This window comes from Chitinasiproducens palmae, assembly GCF_900095735.1.
GTDB classification, from domain to species: Bacteria; Pseudomonadota; Gammaproteobacteria; order Burkholderiales; family Burkholderiaceae; genus Chitinasiproducens; species Chitinasiproducens palmae.
Genome location: NZ_FNLO01000010.1, coordinates 137,969 through 156,117, shown reverse-complemented (window position 1 = coordinate 156,117; position 18,149 = coordinate 137,969). Strand labels below are relative to the sequence as shown.

Genomic DNA, 18,149 nt, shown 5'->3' with positions numbered 1-18,149 from the left:
TCAACGCGGCTGGAACGCTCAGATCGGCCCCAGTTCCCGACGCAGATACTCATGGAAGTGCTGCATGCCGTCTTCCATCGGGCTCTGGTAGGGTCCGGCGTCATCCTCGCCGCGCTCGAACAGCGCCAGCCGTCCGGCATCCATGCGCAGCGCGATCTCGTCGTCCTCCACCGCCGTTTCCATGTAGGCGGCGCGCTCTGCCTCGACGTATTCGCGCTCGAACAGCGCGATTTCCTCGGGGTAGTAGAACTCGACGATGTTCGTCGTATGCTGCGGGCCGCGCGGAATCAGCCAGGACACCACCAGGACGTTCGGATACCACTCGATCATCAGGTTCGGGTAGTACAGCATCCAGATCGCACCGAACGGCGGCGTGCGGCCGCCCTGGAAGCGCAGCACCTCGTCGTGCCACTTGCGGTAGATCGGGCTGCCCGGCTTTTCCAGCGCCTTGTGCACACCGACCGTCTGCACGCTGTACGCGTTGCCGAATTCCCACTTCAGGTCGTCGCACGAGACGAAGCTGCCCAGCCCCGGATGAAACGGCACGACGTGGTAGTCCTCGAGGTAGACCTCGACGAACGTCTTCCAGTTGTATGCGCACTCGTGCACTTCGACGTGGTCGAAGCGGTAATCGGCGAAATTGAAGTGCTGCGCGGTGCCCAGCGAGGCCAGGTCGGCCTGGATGTCACGCCCGGACGCCTCGAACAACAAACCCTGCCAGTTGACGAGCGGCGTGCCGCGCAGGTTCGCGCACGGCTTGTTCGCGAAGTGGGGCGCGCCGAGCAACTGTCCATTCAGATCGTACGTCCAGCGGTGCAACGGGCAGACGATGTTGTCGGCCTTGCCCCGGCCGTTCAGCATGATGGCCTGGCGATGACGGCACACATTGGACAACAGCTCGATGCGTTGCTCGTCGCTTCGCACCAGCACCCGGCCTTCCTTCTCGGCGGGCAGTGCGAAGTAGTCCCCTTTCTCCGGCACCATCAGTTCGTGGCCGACATAGCGGGGACCGTTCGCGAACAGAGTCGCCAACTCGCGGCGATGGAGCGCTTCGTCGAAATACGCCGAAACGGGCAGTTGGCTTTGGGCGGCCTGCAGGGCAAGCGCCTGGCTCAGATTGGACATTCCCACTCCCAATTGATACGTGAAGTAGCGAACAACGCAACCGTTGCGCAAATTGAAGTAAAGCGATCGATTATACATCTTCCCGCTACGCGGGTCCGTGCGGCGCGCCGTCGCCGGTGTGGCCGCAGGCGCGCTCGGTGGGGCGTCGGTGGGCGGCGCGGCGGGCGCGGCCGGGGCTTGCCGAAACTTCTGGTCGGCCGTGGGCCGGTTCGGCCCGTTTGCCGTAAAATGGCCCGCTTGTCCCGAATGCCCACCCCGCCGCGCATGCCCGACGTGCACAAGACCATGAATGCCACCGACGAACGGCCGGAGTCGGGCGCTGCCGACGCCCCGCGCAACTACGAGGACGCGGTCGCCGAACTCGAGACCCTGGTCGCCCGGATGGAGGGTGGGGCATTGAGCCTGGAAGATTCGCTGGCCGCCTATCGCCGCGGCGCGACCCTGGTCGCCTATTGCCAGGCCCAGCTCGAGCAGGTGGAACAGCAGGTTCGCGTGCTGGAGGCCGATGCCACCGTGGCGCTGGACCCGGCGCGTCTGCGCGCCGCGGGAGGCGACGATGTCTGAGGCACCGGTGCACGACGATCGGGACGATCTGCGCGCCTGGATGGAAGGCATTGCCGCCCGCACCGAAGCGGCGCTCGACCGGGCGTTGCCGCCCGCGTCGCAGGCGCCGGGCCGCTTGCACGAGGCCATGCGTTATGCGGTCCTCGGCGGCGGCAAGCGCGTGCGGCCGCTGCTGTGCCATGCGGCCGGGGCGGTATTTGGCGCGCCGGTCGACGCGCTGGACGCGGCGGCGGCGGCCATCGAGATGATTCACGTCTACTCGCTGGTGCACGACGACATGCCGGCGATGGACGACGACGCGATGCGGCGCGGCAAGCCGACCGTGCATGTCGCCTACGACGAGGCCACTGCGTTGCTGGTGGGCGATGCGCTGCAGTCGCAGGCATTCGAGACCATTGCCGCCTGTCCGGTACCGGCCACGCAGCAGGTGGCATTGACGCGCGAGCTGGCGCACGCCAGCGGCTCGCTGGGCATGGCCGGCGGTCAGACGATCGATCTGATGAGCGTCGGGGTGGCGCTCGACCGGCCGGCGCTGGAGACCATGCACCGGATGAAGACCGGCGCGCTGCTGCGCGCGGCGGTTCGCCTGGGTGCGTTGTGTGCGCCGCAGGCGCCCGATGCGGCCGCGCGCGAGGCGCTCGATGCGTACGCCGCGGCGGTCGGGCTGGCTTTCCAGGTGGTCGACGACATTCTCGACGTGACGGTGGACTCGGCGACGCTGGGCAAGACGGCTGGCAAGGACGCGGAGAACGACAAGCCGACGTACGTTTCCTTGCTGGGGCTGGACGAAGCCCGGGCACTGGCGCGGGCCTTGCGGGCCGACGCCGGACGGGCACTCGAGCCGTTCGGGGCGCGCGCCCGCCGGCTGCGTGAACTGGCCGATTTCGTGGTGGAGCGCGCGTACTGAAGCGCGGCGGTCGAGCGCGCCGATGCATGGCGGGCGGTAGCCGACGCTCAGTGGCCGCCGACGCGCCCCTGGCTTCGGGCATACGGCGGATATGCCGGCTACCGCGCCATCCGATCGCACGGCAACGTAGTCAAATGTAACGGCACTGGCGCCGGTGCCCAAGTCTTCTAGAATTGAACGACATGTACGATCTGTTAAAAACCATCGACGATCCGGCCGCGCTGCGCCGGCTGGAGCGCGCCTCGCTGCCGGCGCTCGCCGACGAATTGCGCGCCTACCTGCTCGAAAGTGTCTCGCAGACGGGCGGCCATCTGTCGTCGAATCTCGGCACGGTCGAACTGACCATCGCGCTGCATTACGTGTTCGACACGCCGATGGACCGCATCGTCTGGGACGTTGGCCACCAGACGTATCCGCACAAGATCCTGACCGGCCGCCGCGACGCGATGTCGACGCTGCGTCAGCTCGGCGGCATTTCAGGCTTCCCGCGCCGCAGCGAGTCCGAATACGACACGTTCGGCACCGCGCACTCGAGCACGTCGATCTCGGCGGCGCTCGGCATGGCGGTGGCGAGCCGGCTGAAAGGCGAGGACCGGCATGCGATCGCGGTGATCGGCGATGGCGCGATGACCGCGGGCATGGCGTTCGAGGCGCTGAACAACGCTGGCGTGCTCGACGATGTGCCGCTGATCGTCGTGCTCAACGACAACGACATGTCGATCTCGCCGCCGGTCGGCGCGTTGAACCGCTACCTGGCCCGGTTGATGTCCGGTCGGTTCTACGCGACCGCGAAGAAGAACGTCGAACGCGTTCTGCGCGTTGCCCCGCCGGTGCTGGAACTGGCGCGCAAGCTGGAAGAGCACGCGAAGGGCATGGTCGTACCGGCGACGCTTTTCGAGGAATTCGGCTTCAACTACATCGGACCGATCGACGGCCACGACCTCGATTCACTGATTCCGACGCTGCAGAACCTGAAGCAGCTCAAGGGGCCGCAGTTCCTGCACGTCGTCACCAGGAAGGGGCAGGGCTACAAGCTGGCGGAGGCCGACCCGGTGCTCTATCACGGCCCCGGCAAGTTCGATCCGTCCGAAGGCATCAAGCCGGCCGCGGCGAGCAAGAAGACCTACACGCAGGTGTTCGGCGAATGGCTGTGCGACATGGCCGAGCTCGACCCGAAGATCGTCGGCATCACGCCGGCCATGCGCGAGGGCTCGGGGCTGGTGGAATTCGAGCAGCGCTTCCCGGCACGCTATTTCGACGTCGGTATTGCCGAACAGCATGCGGTGACGTTCGCCGGCGGGCTCGCCGCCGAAGGCCTGAAGCCGGTGGTGGCGATCTACTCGACGTTCCTGCAACGCGGCTACGATCAACTGGTGCACGACGTGGCGCTGCAGAACCTGCCGGTGACCTTCGCGATCGACCGGGCCGGACTGGTGGGCGCCGATGGCGCGACCCACGCGGGGGCCTACGACATCCCGTTCATGCGTTGCCTGCCGAACATGACGATCATGGCGCCGGCGGACGAAAACGAGTGCCGGCAGATGCTGTACACCGCCGTGCAACTTGGCACGCCGGCCTCGGTACGCTATCCGCGTGGTGCCGGCGCGGGCGTCGCCACCGTCAAGAAGCTGGAAGCCCTGCCGGTCGGCAAGGGGCAAGTGGTGCGCGAGACCGCGCGGGCGATCGGCACGGCGCCGCGGGTGGCGATCCTGGCCTTCGGGTCGATGGTCGCGCCGTCGCTTGCCGCCGGCGAGATCGTCGACGCGACCGTCGTGAACATGCGGTTCGTGAAGCCGGTCGACGAGGCGTTGCTGCTGTCGCTGGCTGCAACGCACGATGCATTCGTCACCGTCGAGGAAGGCGCGATCATGGGCGGCGCGGGCTCCGCGTGCGTCGAAGCCCTGTTGCAGCGTGGGGTTAATCCGCCCGTACTACAATTGGGCCTCCCCGATCGCTTCATCGATCATGGCGATCCGGCGAAGCTGCTGGCGTCTTGCGGTCTCGACGCCGCCGGCATCGCCGCATCGATCCGGACGCGTTTCCCCGAGCAGTCGGCCGAGGCCGCGAAGGCAAGCAAGCTGGTCGCCTGAGCATGGCGGCCGTTCGATCGCCCGCGTGCATGCCGTATGGTCAGGCATGGCGCGGCGGGTCGGTGAAGCGGGCTGATGAGGCGGGTTGATGAAGCGGGTCGATGAGACCGATCGTGGCGGTGCCTTTCGGCGTGGGAACGGACTAGGGCCGCAGCCGGGTCGCGGCGTCATGCCGACGCCTCTGGACGTGTCCGGTTTTCGACAGACTGCCGTGCCCTCGTGGGCCGCCGCGCCGCGGAATCGACAAGCTCGGCGGCTTCGTTCGGTGCGCCGTCCGCCGCGCCTCGTTTTTCACTCCGGTCGACAAGATGCGGCCGAAACAACCGGATAGCCGGTGAATAACGTCATGAACCAAATGATCCCTGGCTTCGCGATGCCGGACGTGCAGAGCAGCGTCGATACGCGCCAGATCCCGATTCAGCGCGTTGGCGTGCGTGGCGTGCGCCACCCGATCAGCGTGCGCACGGCCGACGGCGGCGTGCAACCGAGCGTCGGCACCTTCGACCTAGACGTGCATCTGCCGCCGGAGCAGAAGGGCACGCACATGTCGCGCTTCGTCGCGCTGCTGGAAGACCATGCGCAGCCTTTCGATGCCGCGTCGTTCGGCGCGATGGCGCAGGAGATGTTGTTGCGTCTGGAGTCCGAGTCGGGCCGGATCGCCGTCACCTTCCCGTATTTCATCTCCAAGGTGGCGCCCGTGTCCGGCGTGCGCAGCCTGCTGGACTACCAGGTCACGCTGGTCGCCCATGCACGCGCGGGGCAGCCGGCCGGTCTGCGCCTGAAGGTGCTGGTACCGGTGACGAGCCTGTGCCCGTGCTCGAAGGAAATTTCGCAATACGGCGCACACAACCAGCGGTCCCACGTCACGATCGACGCGGAACTGTCGGGCGAAATCTCGATCGATGCGCTAGTGCGCATCGCCGAGGAAGCGGCGTCCTGCGAATTGTGGGGCCTGCTCAAGCGTCCGGATGAGAAGTTCGTCACCGAGCGCGCCTACGAGAACCCGAAGTTCGTCGAGGATCTGGTGCGCGACATCGCTGTCCGCCTGAACACCGAGCCGGCGGTTGCAGCCTATGTGCTCGAAGCCGAGAACTTCGAGTCGATCCACAATCACAGCGCCTATGCGTTGATCGAGCACGACAAGCGCATTGCGCTGCGCTGAGACCGGTTCGCGCTGCTAGCGCGGCGGCCCGGCCGCGGCAGCCGAAATGAAAACGCCGCCGGCGAAGGCTTCTTCGTCGGCGGCGTTTTGTTTGTAGGGACGGCGATTCGAGCCGCATGGTGCGCCCGTTTCAGGCGGCGCGACGCGGCTGCGGCTTGCCCAGTTCCCAGCGCGGGCTGACGCCGTAGCGATAGTCGCGGGTCGCCTGTTCGGGCCAACGCGCGAGCCGCAAGGCGCCGGCCAGCGCAATCATCGCCCCGTTGTCCGTGCAGAGGGCCAGATCGGGGTAGTGGACGGTGAAGCGTCGCTTGGCAGCCAGCGCGTTCAGCCGCTCGCGCAACTGCTGGTTGGCGCCGACACCGCCGGCGACGACCAGACGGCCAAGCCCGTTCGCCCGCAACGCCGAGAGCGACTTCTCGGCCAGCACGTCGACGACCGCGTCGACGAAGCCGCGTGCGATGTCGGCGCGGCACGCGTCGTCGAGCCGTCCGTCGCGTTCAGCCGCCCGCACCTGCGTCAGGACGGCTGTCTTCAGACCGCTGAAGCTGAAATCCAGATCGCCGGAATGACGCATCGGCCGCGGCAGCGTTACCGCGCCCGGCCGCCCCTGTGCCGCAAGCGCCGACACCGCCGGACCACCGGGGTAACCAAGGCCGAGCAGCTTGGCCGTCTTGTCGAAGGCCTCGCCCGCCGCGTCGTCCAGCGTTTCGCCGAGTATCGTGTATTCGCCGACGTCGTCGACGCGCATCAGTTGCGTGTGACCGCCGGATACCAGCAGGGCAACGAACGGGAAAGCCGGCGGCGGGTCTGCAAGGAGGGGCGAGAGCAGATGACCCTCGAGGTGATGAATCGGCACGACCGGGCGGTCGAGCGCAAAGGCCAGCCCATTCGCCACGCTCGCGCCCACCAGCAGCGCGCCGGCAAGACCCGGGCCGGCCGTGTACGCGATTGCATCGATCGCTTGCCGCCCGACGCCCGCTTCCGCCAACACGGTTTCCAGCAGGGGCAAGGCGCGGCGGATATGATCGCGCGACGCCAGTTCCGGCACCACGCCGCCGTACTCGCGGTGCATGGCGATCTGCGAATGCAGCGCATGAGCACGCAAGCCGTGACCGGTCTCGTAGAGCGCGAGGCCGGTTTCGTCGCAGGAACTTTCGATGCCGAGAACGAGCATGGGTTGGTGCCGGAAACGGATGGGGAGTGTGGCGAAGGGCAGGGTCGCAGCGGCACGAGCGATGGCGTCATCGGGCGCTCGCTGCCTCGCCTCTCGGTATCGAGCAACGCCAGGGCGCGCGTTGCGTCGGGCGAAGCCAGCGAAGACGACGACCGAAGCGGCGCCGAAGCACGGCAAAGCGGGACCAAACTGGCCGCGCGAGTATACCGCGTTTGCCCGGCTCCCTCCCGCGCCGGGCAGTGGCAGCCGACGACCGCGCCGATGCCTCCGATGCCTCCGATGTGCATTTGGCTGCGCCTCCAGATGCGCCTCCAGATGCGCCTCGAGATGCGCCTCGAGATGCGCCGCCAGATGCGCCGCCAGATGCGCCGCCAGATGCGCCGCCAGATGCGCCGCCAGATGCGCCAGCCGTTACAATGCCGGATGGAAAAATTCGATATTGCGGTGCTCGGCGCCGGCGCCGCGGGTTTGATGTGTGCCGCGGTTGCTGGACAGCTTGGCCGGCGCGTCGTGGTCCTCGACCATGCGAAGCGGATCGCCGAAAAGATCCGCATCTCGGGCGGCGGACGCTGCAACTTCACCAACCGCGATGCCGGACCTGCGGCCTTCCTGTCGGACAATCCCCGCTTCTGTCGCTCCGCGCTGGCGCGCTACACGCCGGCCGACTTCATCGCGCTGCTGAATCGGCATGGTGTGCGCTGGCATGAGAAGCATCGCGGGCAATTGTTCTGCGACGACTCCAGCGAACAGGTCATCGAGGTGCTGCGCCGCGAGTGCGCCGCCGGTCAGGTCGCGATCCGCCATCCGGTCGAAGTGCGCGACTATCAGCGCGAGTCCGACGGCTCGTTCCTGCTGCACACCGATGCCGGTCCGCTGGCCGCGCCAGCGCTGGTAATTGCCACGGGAGGCCTGTCGATCCCGAAGATCGGCGCCAGCGACTTCGCCTATCGGCTTGCGGAACGCTTCGGTCTGCGCGTCGTGTCGCCGACGCCGGCGCTGGTTCCGCTGACCTTCACCGCGCAGTGGGATGCCTACGCGGCGTTGGCCGGCCTGTCCGTCGAAGCAGGCGTGAGCACCGGTGCCGGCGCCAGCGCCGGCCGCTTCGTCGAGGATCTGCTGTTCACGCATCGGGGGCTGTCGGGTCCCGCGATCCTGCAAATCTCCAGCTACTGGCGCAGCGGTGAACCGATCGTCATCGACCTCGCCCCCGGACGCGATCTGGCGGCATGGCTGATCGGCGAAAAGCATGGCGCCCGTCGCAGCGTCGCGACCATGCTCGCCGACGCAATGCCGGCCCGCCTGGTGGCGACTGCCCTGTCGCGCGCCGGCGTGACTGGCGACGCGCGGCTGGCCGACCTGCCGGACCGCGCGCTGCGCGCGCTCGGCGCCGCGGTCAATGCATGGCAGGTGCTGCCTGCCGGCACCGAAGGCTGGCGCAAGGCCGAAGTGACCCGTGGCGGCGTCGACACGCGCGACCTGTCGTCGTCCACGCTGGCGGCGCGCGCCGTGCCGGGCCTGTACTTCGTCGGCGAGGCGGTCGATGTGACGGGCTGGCTTGGCGGCTACAACTTCCAGTGGGCGTGGGCGTCCGGCGTGGCCGCCGCGCGCGCCGCGGCCGAGCAGACGCGCGCCGCCTGAGGCGGCCGGCGGTGCCGGGGAAGCCCATGCTATAGTCGGCGCATCCGCCGCGACGAACCCGCCGCGGCCGCCGCGCGCCGCATGACGAGCGCGCGCGCTTCACATGCCGACGCCACGATGAGCCAGAAAGAACGTATCTCCGATGACATGAAGGCCGCCATGCGCGCACGCGACACGGCGCGCCTCGGCACCATCCGACTCCTGCTGGCGGCGATCAAGCAGCGCGAGGTCGACGAGCAGATCGCGCTGGACGACGCGCAGGTCACGCAGGTGGTCGAGAAACTGATCAAGCAGCGACGGGATGCGATCGAGCAATACCGCAACGCGGGCCGCGAGGACCTGGCCGAGCGCGAGGAAGCCGAGCAGGCCGTGCTCGCTGCCTATATGCCTGCCCAGCTCGACGCCGCCGAGGTCGCCGCGCAGGTCTCCGCTGCCGTGGCCGAGACCGGAGCGTCGGGGCCGCAGGACATGGGCCGCGTGATGGCGCTCCTCAAGCCCCGCCTGGCGGGCAAGGCGGACATGTCGGCGGTCTCGGCGCAGGTCAAGGCGGCGCTTGCCGGGCAGTGAGCCGATGAAGGTCGTCCAGGGGCACGCGATGCCGGCGCCGCGTTCGGCGCGCCGGGCATGGCCGCGGCTGCCTTGCGGAGGCCGCGCATGATTCCGAACGCCTTCCTCCAGGACCTGCTGAACCGCGTCGACATCGTCGAGGTGGTCGGCCGGCACGTCAAACTGAAGAAGGCCGGTGCGAACTACAGCGGCCTGTGCCCGTTCCATAACGAAAAGAGCCCGTCGTTCACGGTCAGCGCGACCAAGCAGTTCTACCATTGCTTTGGCTGCGGTGCGCATGGCAGCGCGATCAGCTTCCTGATGGAGCATCTGGGACTGAGTTTCCCGGAAGCGGTCGCCGACCTCGCGCACAGCCAGGGCCTGACCGTGCCGCAGGAGTCGAACCGGCCGGGCGGGCGTGGCGCGCCGCCACGCGCCGGTGCGAGCCATGGCGGCGATGGGCCGGCTTCTCCGGACGGCGATGGCTCGCACGTCGAGGCGGCGGTGCCGGCGGCCAGCGCGCGGCAAGCGGCGCCGTTGGTGGAAGTGATGCAACTGGCCTGCGATTACTATCGTCGGGCACTGCGCGGCGCGCCGGTCGCGATCGAGTATCTGAAAGGGCGTGGGCTGAGCGGCGAGATCGCGGCGCGCTTCGGCCTCGGCTATGCGCCCGACGGCTGGCAGAATCTCGCATCCGCGGGCGTGGATTACGACAGCGCGGCGCTGGTCGACGCCGGACTGGTGCTGGTCAGCGAGAAGAAATCCGGGCCGGACGGCGAGGGGCGGCGCTATGACCGCTTTCGCGATCGGATCATGTTCCCGATCCGCAACAGCCGCGGCAAGGTCATCGCCTTCGGTGGGCGGGTGCTGGGCAGCGGCGAACCGAAATACCTGAATTCCCCGGAAACGCCGCTGTTCAGCAAGGGCAGCGAACTCTACGGGCTGTTCGAGGCGCGCCAGGCGATCCGCGAACAGGGTTTCGTGCTGGTCGTCGAAGGCTATATGGACGTCGTCGCGCTGGCGCAGCTGGGTTTTCCGAATGCGGTTGCCACGCTCGGCACCGCCTGCACGCCGGTGCACGTGCAGAAGCTGGTGCGCCAGACCGATCGCATCGTGTTCAGCTTCGATGGCGACAAGGCCGGCCGCCGCGCCGCGCGCCGCGCGCTCGAGGCCGCGTTGCCACATGCAGCCGATCAGCGCGAGATCGCCTTCCTGTTCCTGCCGGCCGAGCACGATCCGGACAGCTTCGTGCGCGAGTTCGGCCGCGAGGCCTTCGCCGGGGAGATCGCGCGGGCCACGCCGCTTTCCGACTTCCTGCTGAGCGAAGCGGTTGCCGGCAAGGCGCTGGACCGTCCCGAAGGACGCGCCAAGGCGCTGTTCGACGCAAAACCGTTGCTGCGCGCGTTGCCGAAGAACGCATTGCGCGTGCAGATCCTGCACGCGCTGGCCGATCGGTTGGGGCTGTCGGTCGGTGAAGTGGCCGAACTCTGCGAGGTGGAGCTGCATGCCGCCAGCGCCGCCCCGCGCCGGGTCGCGGCCGCGCCGTTCGCCGAGCGTCGGCGCGTGGTGGGCACCGAGCAGCGGGCGCTGCGCAACCTGCTGATGTTCCCGCGGGTCGCGGCGGCACTGGATGCGGACGCCACCGATACATTGGCGCTCTGCGCGCGCCACCACGCGCTGTTCGCCGAGGTCATCGAGCAGGCACGGGCGCTCGGCGACGACGCCGAGTTCCGGCATCTCGCCGATGCGTTGCGCCGCAGCGCCTATGCGGAAACCTTCGTCGATGCCTTCGACGAGATCCTCAGCTACGACGAAAATGCGCGGGACCTGTTGCTCTACGATCCGAGCGACGCCGCGCAGGCCGCTCGCCATCGCGAGCTGGAGCAATCGGCGGAAGCGGAAGTACACGGGGCGCTGGCCCGCATGCGGTATGACGCCTGCTGCGAACGGCTCAGCCGCCTGAGCCGCCAGGGCGCGCTCAGCGCCGACGAGACGGCCGAGTTCGCGGCGCTCTCGCGCCTGGCGATCGAACTCAAGCGCGGCCTGGCGCCGGTGTCGTCAACCGAAGCCTGAAGGGAGGGCTGGCCGGTGACTCCCTGCTGGCTTGCCTCGGGGCTGCATCGGAGCTTACCCTCAGGGCTTGCATCAGGGCTTGCATCAGGGCTTGCATCAGGGCTTGCATCAGGGCTTGCATCAGGGCTTAAATCGCGGCTTACATCGATCGCGGCCCCGGCGGCAGTGCGGCTCGGATTCACGGTGTCGGGCGCCGGCGACACCCTCAAATGCCATGATTCGTCACGGTTGTCGTGCACATGGCCGGCGATCGAAGGGCGGGCGCATGCCCGGCAAGGGCGCTTCCCAGGCGACGGCCGCCTGCTGGAACGCGGTGTCGCCGGTGCGCGCGTTCCGCTCACATGCGCGATCCGGCATCGTGCCGAAAGCCGGGTCTCGCGTTCCGTGTTCGAGCACTGAACACTGATTGCTTGTCTGGGTGCTGGCCCCGGTTTGTGCCCCGAGCGCCCGGCGCGCTTGCCGCGCCGCTGCCCGGGTTGCGGGGCGCGATGCTACTGCGGCTGGGGGCTGCGCAATGGCCGTGTGCATCCCGCTGCGCTTCGGCACAGGCAGTGCGTCCTTCCCCTCTTGTGATCGCGGATTCGACCCCTATCTGCTTCCCTGCCGACGAGATAGCCGCATCGAAACAAGCAATTAGCCCGGAAAAAGGCTGATGGCGTGCTATAATCGAGGGTTTCCGTGAACGAGTGTCTCTACCCAAGCGCACAAGGCGCCGGCGACAGGGCCGGGATGACGCCATGATCGGCTCCAGTGGAGCGACGCGCAAGACGGGTGGAGGCGGCATGCGAGTGGGCATGGCGCGACGGGACACCTCGGAATCGGCCCCCCGATGGCCGCGAGCGACGGCCAATAGTACCCGGCATGCATGCCGGTGAGCGGGCACGACAGGGCAGCAGGCCCGGGTCGCAGCCTTGTCGGACAGGCAGCGCGGTACGGACGGCGTATTGCATTACGGAACATCCGGCCGACTTTCACGTCGCGACATGCGACGGCAACGAGGCCGCTATGGCGAACTCCATGAAGAAACCGTTGAACGAAGTTTCCCACGACGAAGAGACCACACCGGCTCCGGAAAGCGCCAGCACCGGCAAGGTCGAAAAGCAGAAGGCGCGCGACCGCCGGGCCAAGGAAAAGGCGCTGCTCAAGGACGCGTTCGCTTCGCACCAGCCGGGCACGGCCGAGGAGCTCGAGGAACGGCGCCAGAAGCTGCGCGCGCTGATCAAGCTGGGCAAGGAGCGCGGCTTCCTGACCTACGCCGAAATCAACGACCACCTCCCCGACGACATCGTCGAGGCCGAGGCGATCGAGAACATCATCGGCACGTTCAGCGACATGGGCGTGTCGGTCTACGAGCAGGCGCCGGATGCCGAGACGCTGCTGCTCAACGACAATGCGCCGAACGCCGCCAGCGACGACGAAGTCGAGGAAGAAGCGGAAGTCGCGCTCTCTACCGTCGACTCCGAATTCGGCCGTACGACCGACCCGGTGCGCATGTACATGCGCGAGATGGGCACGGTCGAACTGCTGACCCGCGAAGGCGAAATCGAGATCGCGAAGCGGATCGAGGACGGCCTGAAGCACATGGTGCAGGCGATCTCGGCCTGCCCGACGACCATTGCCGACATCCTTGGCCTGGCCGAACGCGTCGCGAATGACGAGTCGCGCATCGACGAACTCGTCGACGGTCTGCTCGACGAGACGACCGGCGAGGAAATCGTCGAGGAAGAGGTGGCCGTGGCCGCCGACGACGAGGACGACGAGGCAGCGGCCGACGAAGACTCGGACGAGGAAGGCGACGGCGAGGAAGAGGACGACGGCGGCCGTGCCGCGTCGGCCTCGGCGTCGGCCGCGCAGATGGAAAAGCTGCGCACCGCGTCGCTCGAAAAGTTCGCGCGCATCAGCGACCTGTTCGAGAAGATGCGCGATGCCTACGAGAAGGAAGGCTACAAGTCGCGTCCTTATCTCGAAGCGCAGGAAGCGATCCAGTCCGAATTGATGACGATCCGCTTCACCGCGAAGACCGTCGAGCGGTTGTGCGACACGCTGCGCGCGCAGGTCGAGGAAGTGCGTTCGGTCGAGCGTCAAATCCTTGGCATCGTGGTCGACAAGTGCGGCATGCCGCGCACCGAGTTCATCACGCGCCTGCCGGGCAGCGAGACCGACCTGGACTGGGCGCCGCGCATCATTGCCGAGGGCCATTCGTACAGCGCCGTGCTCGAGCGCAATGTGCCGGCGATTCGCGAGCAGCAGCAGAAGCTGATCGATCTGCAGGCGCGGGTCGTGCTGCCGCTGCAGGACCTGAAGGAAACCAACCGCCAGATGGCGGCAGGCGAACTAAAGGCGCGCCAGGCCAAGCGTGAGATGACCGAGGCCAACCTGCGTCTGGTGATCTCGATCGCGAAGAAGTACACGAATCGCGGCCTGCAATTCCTGGATCTGATCCAGGAAGGCAACATCGGCCTGATGAAGGCGGTGGACAAGTTCGAATATCGTCGCGGCTACAAGTTCTCGACGTATGCGACGTGGTGGATCCGGCAGGCGATTACGCGTTCGATCGCCGACCAGGCACGGACCATCCGGATTCCGGTCCACATGATCGAAACGATCAACAAGATGAACCGGATCTCGCGCCAGATCCTGCAGGAAACGGGGCTGGAACCCGATCCGGCGACGCTGGCCGAGAAGATGGAAATGCCGGAGGACAAGATCCGGAAGATCATGAAGATCGCGAAGGAGCCGATCTCGATGGAGACGCCGATCGGTGACGACGACGACTCGCATCTGGGCGACTTCATCGAGGACAGCAACACCGTGGCACCGGCCGAAGCCGCCCTGCATGGCAGCATGCGCGACGTGGTGAAGGACGTGCTCGATTCGCTCACGCCGCGCGAAGCGAAGGTGCTGCGGATGCGCTTTGGCATCGAGATGAACACGGACCACACGCTGGAAGAGGTCGGCAAGCAGTTCGACGTCACCCGCGAGCGCATCCGTCAGATCGAGGCGAAGGCGCTGCGCAAGCTGCGTCACCCGAGCCGGTCGGACAAGCTGAAGAGCTTCCTCGAAGGCAATTGATGCATCGTCAGCCGCCCACAACGCGGCTGACCGATGAAAAGGCGAGGCCCCAGGGCCTCGCCTTTTTTCATTGGCGCGCCGGGTTCACGACGGCAGCGGCGGCACCGCGAGGCGTCCCCCCGGGCGCAACGCGACGAAGCGTTCGGCGTCGAAGCCGGTGCGGCGCAGCGCATCGGCCAGCGCGGCTTCGGGCGCATGCTGGGCCTCGTCCGATAGCCGGAACGTGCCGAAATGGATCGCCATCGACTGGCGGGCATCGAGCGCAAGCGCGGCCTGAACCGCTTCCGCCGGCGACATGTGGCTGCGTTGCATGAACCAGCGTGGCGCGTACGCGCCAATCGGCAAGGCGGCGAACCGGATCGGCCCGAGGCGAGCCGCGATCTCGGCAAAATGGCCGCCCGCCGCGGTATCGCCGGCGAAGTAGACCGATCCGTCGGGCGAAGTCAGTACAAAGCCGGCGACCAGCGTCGCATTGACATTCCATGGCATGCGTTCGGACCAGTGCCGCGCAGGCACTGCCTGTACCGCGACGCCCGCCGACAGCGGCGCGGCCTGCCACCAATCGAGCTCGACCATATCCCGAAAACCGGCATGCCGGAGTTGGTGACCGTTGCCAAGACCAGTGAACACGCGTGCCGACGGGAAACGTCGCGCGAGATCGGACAGCGTGCCAGCGTCGAGGTGATCGTAGTGATTGTGGCTGATCAGGATCGCATCGATCGGCGGCAGCGCATCGAAGGCGATGCCCGGCGGCGTGTAGCGGCGTGGCCCGAAACGGCCGAACGGGCCCGCATGCGCCGAATAGATCGGATCGGTCAGGATATTGAGACCGCGATGCTGGATCAGCAGCGTCGCATGATTGACGAGCGTCACGGTCAGCGCCGCGCCGTCGACGCGTCGCGCCGGCTGCGCGCCGGTCGGATCAGCCGCTTCCTCGCGCCAGTCGTCGGCCGGCCGCCCGCGTTGCCAGCGGAGAACGTCGAAGAACGAGGTGCGCGGCGTGGGCGGCACTGAATGGAAGCGTTGGCCGTCGAAGTGATCGGTGACCGGACCGCGGTAGGGACGGCTGCTCAGCCCCCAACCGTCGAAACCAGCCACGCCGGTGCGGATTGCAAACAACGCTGCCGCGCCGACACCGGCCAGCCCCAGCCCCAGCATCGCATGGCGCCGCCAATGTTTGACACGCCGAGGCGGCCGCCGGTCGGCCGCGCCGCCGAGCGGCGGCGTCTTGCCCGAACGCGCGTCAGGCGTAGTGTTCTTGCGCATCAGACTGACAACCGACGGAGGGACGGGGCGGCTGCCCGTGCGCGCACGCCAGCACGTGGCCGGACGCCCATGCAGGCGATCCCGACTTCGTCGCTGAACGCCTGTGAGCGTGGCAGGTCGGCGTCCCTTCTCGCCGTCATCGCCATGCCTGCCGCGAGGCCATGCTGCGCGGGCTGACGACGGGTCCGTCGCGCCGGCACCGCGGTTATGGCGCCTGCGATCTCTCCGCGCGGATTTGCTACGCAGTACGGATTGCGCCGCTCCGTGCGGCTGGATGGTCCGGAATGGGGCATAGCGCGGGGCATAGCGTCACAAAAACGATGACTCGACATGGCCGATTTCTGCATTGGAAAAGTAGGCTCCGACTGGCATTCATGGGGACAAGCTTCCGAGCACATGCACCGACTAGTCTTGTCCCGATTGCCCGGCGCATGCGATAATTGCCGGCTATGGGCCGTTAGCTCAGTTGGTTAGAGCAGAGGACTTAAGCGGTGTCTGCCTAAACGCATCCAGTTGTGTCGATTGCGCACGGACGACGCCGATCGGGTTGCGCAAGGTAAGTTCGCTCTGCCTTGACGTAGAACTTCTCAAATTCGGTGAACGCTAACGCGCATCGCGCCATGCCAACGCCGAGCGAAGCTCCCTTGCGGGAGAACGTGTAGAGACTCGACGGGAAGGCCGAAAGGCAAGACAGAGTCCAGGCCACGAACCGGAAACGGGCGGCGAAAGCCGAAGTGGTAGGCATAATCCTTTGGTCGTTGGTTCAAGTCCAACACGGCCCACCATAATCCAACGCGCGGGCTTTCACACGCGTGTCCGCCTGCCGACCGCGTCGCGCGTGGTCGGTTCGCCTCGGAGCGTCGCTCAGTCCGCGCCCGACGGTTGTCCCCGTCGACCGCATGCGTCATGTGTCATGCATCATGCGTCATCCGGCGGGCTCGCGGTAGCCAACGTAGCTCACGAAGCCAAACCGTGGTGTTCGCCACGGGCGCTGCGCCTGTCACCAGGCCCACCTTAATCCCCGTGATCCCCCAATCCTTGCCTGAACCTCGTTGCATGCGCCGTGCGCTCGCGCTCGCTGCCGCGTGAGGGCGGAAGCGGCTGCCGATTCCACCGCTGCTTGCAACAGCCCGGCCCGTGCTATGCGGCGATCGGCCGCCCGACCGGCTCGCGCGGTGAGGCGGCTTGCGCGCGGCGGTGCAGCGTGAACGGTAGCGCCACGGCGTGACGCACGACATCGCCGCGCTCGCATCGACGCAATGCCTCACGGGCTGAAGATCAGCACCAAGTAGGCGAAGAAAACGACCAGATGCGTTGCGCCACCGAGCATCGTCGTGCGACTTCCGGAGAAGGTCAGGGCACTCATCAGCAGTGTCACCGCGAGCAGCACCATCTCGGTCGGCGGCAGGCCGAGGATGGCGGGCTGTCCAGTCAGCAGACCGATACCAAGCACGGCGGGCACCGTCAGCCCGACCGTCGACGTCGCCGCGCCGAGGCACAGATTGATCGCGCGCTGCAGTTCGTTGTTGTTCGCCGCGCGCAACGCGGTGATGGCCTCGGGGGTAAATACGATCGCCGCGATCAGCACGCCCCCCAGCGCTGCCGGTGCGTCCAGCGCGACGATGACCTGGTCGAGCAGTTGCGCCATGCCCTTGGCGAGCAGCACGATCACCAGAATGCTTGCCAGCAGCCGCACGCAATGTACGACGATCCGGCTGCGCCTGCCGCCGCCGCCGCCGCCGCCGTTGCCGTTGCCGCTGTCGCTGCCGCTGTCCAGCGGCAGATGCGGCCGCCGCGGCGTCGCGGCGGCGTCGTGACTCGGGTGGTCGGCTTCGATGGCGGCTGCTGCCGCCGATGGCGGCAGGTCCTGACCCTGGCCGCCGGCCGGCTGCTGGAAGTGATCGCGGTGCCGACCCGTCTGCAGGATCAGGAATACCCCATACAGGACGATCGTCATCAGCGAGAACGCAGCGGCCTGCGTGACCGTCATCGTCCCGTCAGCGGTCGAACGGGTGAAGTTCGGCAGCACCAGCGGAAACACGGTGAGTGGGATCAGCACCGTCAGGTAGGCGGTGGCGCCCTGCAGGTTGTACGTCTGCTCGCGGTAGCGGAAGCCACCGATCAGCAGCTTCAGGCCGACGACGCCGTTCAGCACGATCATCTGCACCGCGAACATGGTGTCGCGGCCGAGCGTCGGCGCGCCCTCCGCGCCGAGCATCACCGCCGCCACCAGTGCCACCTCGATGATCACGACGGACAAGGTCAGCACCAGCGTGCCCAGCAGGTCGCCGAGCAATTCGGCCAGGGCTTCCGCCTCGTGGACCACACCGAAGGCGGTCCAGACGATCACGGCCAGCAACAATGCCAGGCAAAGTGCCGAGACTAACGGGGAGGGCGTCAGCCCGAACGCCGGGCCCAAGGTCTTCACGGCGAGGACCGCCAGCCAGCCGATCGCCAATCTCAGTGCAGTCATCATCGAAGTTGTCCAGGCGGTGGATCGGTCGAAGTCCCGTGCGTTCGAAGTCCCGTGCG

The 18,149-nt window shown here is 67.4% G+C and carries 12 protein-coding genes; 8 read left to right on the top strand and 4 right to left on the bottom strand.

Annotated elements, in window-relative coordinates; all coding sequences use genetic code 11:
• Window positions 1–18 precede the first annotated feature (18 nt).
• Window positions 19–1,125 carry an aromatic ring-hydroxylating oxygenase subunit alpha gene (locus BLU54_RS16515; protein ID WP_091910793.1) on the bottom strand — a complete coding sequence of 369 codons (1,107 nt, stop codon included), beginning with the start codon at window positions 1,123–1,125 and terminating at the stop codon, window positions 19–21.
• A gap of 273 nt (window positions 1,126–1,398) precedes the next feature.
• On the opposite strand from BLU54_RS16515, the gene BLU54_RS16510 reads away from it, so the two are divergent.
• The 4 genes from BLU54_RS16510 (at window position 1,399) to folE2 (ending at window position 5,848) form a co-directional block, all read left to right on the top strand.
• Window positions 1,399–1,689: an exodeoxyribonuclease VII small subunit gene (locus tag BLU54_RS16510; protein ID WP_407919438.1), complete on the top strand. Its 291-nt coding sequence runs from the start codon at window positions 1,399–1,401 to the stop codon at window positions 1,687–1,689.
• 40 nt (window positions 1,690–1,729) lie between these two features.
• Window positions 1,730–2,596: a polyprenyl synthetase family protein gene (locus BLU54_RS16505; protein WP_328586141.1), complete on the top strand. Its 867-nt coding sequence runs from the start codon at window positions 1,730–1,732 to the stop codon at window positions 2,594–2,596.
• Between the two features lie 182 nt (window positions 2,597–2,778).
• Window positions 2,779–4,686, top strand: a complete 1,908-nt coding sequence (gene dxs, locus BLU54_RS16500; protein WP_091910788.1) for a 1-deoxy-D-xylulose-5-phosphate synthase — start codon at window positions 2,779–2,781, stop codon at window positions 4,684–4,686.
• A 346-nt stretch (window positions 4,687–5,032) separates the two neighbouring features.
• Window positions 5,033–5,848 carry a GTP cyclohydrolase FolE2 gene (gene folE2 / locus BLU54_RS16495; RefSeq protein WP_091910786.1) on the top strand — a complete coding sequence of 272 codons (816 nt, stop codon included), beginning with the start codon at window positions 5,033–5,035 and terminating at the stop codon, window positions 5,846–5,848.
• 130 nt (window positions 5,849–5,978) lie between these two features.
• Here folE2 and tsaD read toward each other — a convergent pair whose 3' ends face one another.
• Window positions 5,979–7,022: a tRNA (adenosine(37)-N6)-threonylcarbamoyltransferase complex transferase subunit TsaD gene (tsaD, locus tag BLU54_RS16490; protein WP_091910784.1), complete on the bottom strand. Its 1,044-nt coding sequence runs from the start codon at window positions 7,020–7,022 to the stop codon at window positions 5,979–5,981.
• A gap of 423 nt (window positions 7,023–7,445) precedes the next feature.
• Here tsaD and BLU54_RS16480 point away from each other — a divergent pair, with 423 nt between their 5' ends.
• The 4 genes from BLU54_RS16480 (at window position 7,446) to rpoD (ending at window position 14,351) form a co-directional block, all read left to right on the top strand.
• Window positions 7,446–8,660 carry a BaiN/RdsA family NAD(P)/FAD-dependent oxidoreductase gene (locus BLU54_RS16480; protein WP_091910970.1) on the top strand — a complete coding sequence of 405 codons (1,215 nt, stop codon included), beginning with the start codon at window positions 7,446–7,448 and terminating at the stop codon, window positions 8,658–8,660.
• Window positions 8,661–8,777: 117 nt separating this feature from the next.
• Window positions 8,778–9,227 carry a GatB/YqeY domain-containing protein gene (locus BLU54_RS16475; protein ID WP_091910968.1) on the top strand — a complete coding sequence of 150 codons (450 nt, stop codon included), beginning with the start codon at window positions 8,778–8,780 and terminating at the stop codon, window positions 9,225–9,227.
• Between the two features lie 87 nt (window positions 9,228–9,314).
• Complete coding sequence (gene dnaG / locus BLU54_RS16470; RefSeq protein WP_091910966.1) at window positions 9,315–11,279, top strand: DNA primase; 1,965 nt, start codon at window positions 9,315–9,317, stop codon at window positions 11,277–11,279.
• 1,017 nt (window positions 11,280–12,296) lie between these two features.
• Entirely contained in the window at window positions 12,297–14,351 is a 2,055-nt protein-coding gene (rpoD, locus tag BLU54_RS16460; RefSeq protein WP_091910964.1) for an RNA polymerase sigma factor RpoD, read from the top strand.
• An 84-nt stretch (window positions 14,352–14,435) separates the two neighbouring features.
• On the opposite strand, the gene BLU54_RS16455 is transcribed toward rpoD, so the two are convergent.
• Entirely contained in the window at window positions 14,436–15,617 is a 1,182-nt protein-coding gene (locus tag BLU54_RS16455; protein ID WP_211435368.1) for an MBL fold metallo-hydrolase, read from the bottom strand.
• Window positions 15,618–16,881: 1,264 nt separating this feature from the next.
• Complete coding sequence (locus BLU54_RS16450; RefSeq protein ID WP_211435367.1) at window positions 16,882–18,090, bottom strand: calcium:cation antiporter; 1,209 nt, start codon at window positions 18,088–18,090, stop codon at window positions 16,882–16,884.
• Window positions 18,091–18,149: the final 59 nt, after the last annotated feature.

What these genes read in the sequence shown, in the direction of transcription:
- BLU54_RS16515 (WP_091910793.1), bottom strand. Translation starts at nt 1,125, where the DNA reads ATGTCCAATCTGAGCCAGGCGCTTGCCCTGCAGGCCGCCCAAAGCCAA.
- BLU54_RS16505 (WP_328586141.1), top strand. Translation starts at nt 1,730, where the DNA reads ATGGAAGGCATTGCCGCCCGCACCGAAGCGGCGCTCGACCGGGCGTTG.
- dxs (WP_091910788.1), top strand. Translation starts at nt 2,779, where the DNA reads ATGTACGATCTGTTAAAAACCATCGACGATCCGGCCGCGCTGCGCCGG.
- folE2 (WP_091910786.1), top strand. Translation starts at nt 5,033, where the DNA reads ATGAACCAAATGATCCCTGGCTTCGCGATGCCGGACGTGCAGAGCAGC.
- tsaD (WP_091910784.1), bottom strand. Translation starts at nt 7,022, where the DNA reads ATGCTCGTTCTCGGCATCGAAAGTTCCTGCGACGAAACCGGCCTCGCG.
- BLU54_RS16480 (WP_091910970.1), top strand. Translation starts at nt 7,446, where the DNA reads ATGGAAAAATTCGATATTGCGGTGCTCGGCGCCGGCGCCGCGGGTTTG.
- BLU54_RS16475 (WP_091910968.1), top strand. Translation starts at nt 8,778, where the DNA reads ATGAGCCAGAAAGAACGTATCTCCGATGACATGAAGGCCGCCATGCGC.
- dnaG (WP_091910966.1), top strand. Translation starts at nt 9,315, where the DNA reads ATGATTCCGAACGCCTTCCTCCAGGACCTGCTGAACCGCGTCGACATC.
- rpoD (WP_091910964.1), top strand. Translation starts at nt 12,297, where the DNA reads ATGAAGAAACCGTTGAACGAAGTTTCCCACGACGAAGAGACCACACCG.
- BLU54_RS16455 (WP_211435368.1), bottom strand. Translation starts at nt 15,617, where the DNA reads ATGCGCAAGAACACTACGCCTGACGCGCGTTCGGGCAAGACGCCGCCG.
- BLU54_RS16450 (WP_211435367.1), bottom strand. Translation starts at nt 18,090, where the DNA reads ATGACTGCACTGAGATTGGCGATCGGCTGGCTGGCGGTCCTCGCCGTG.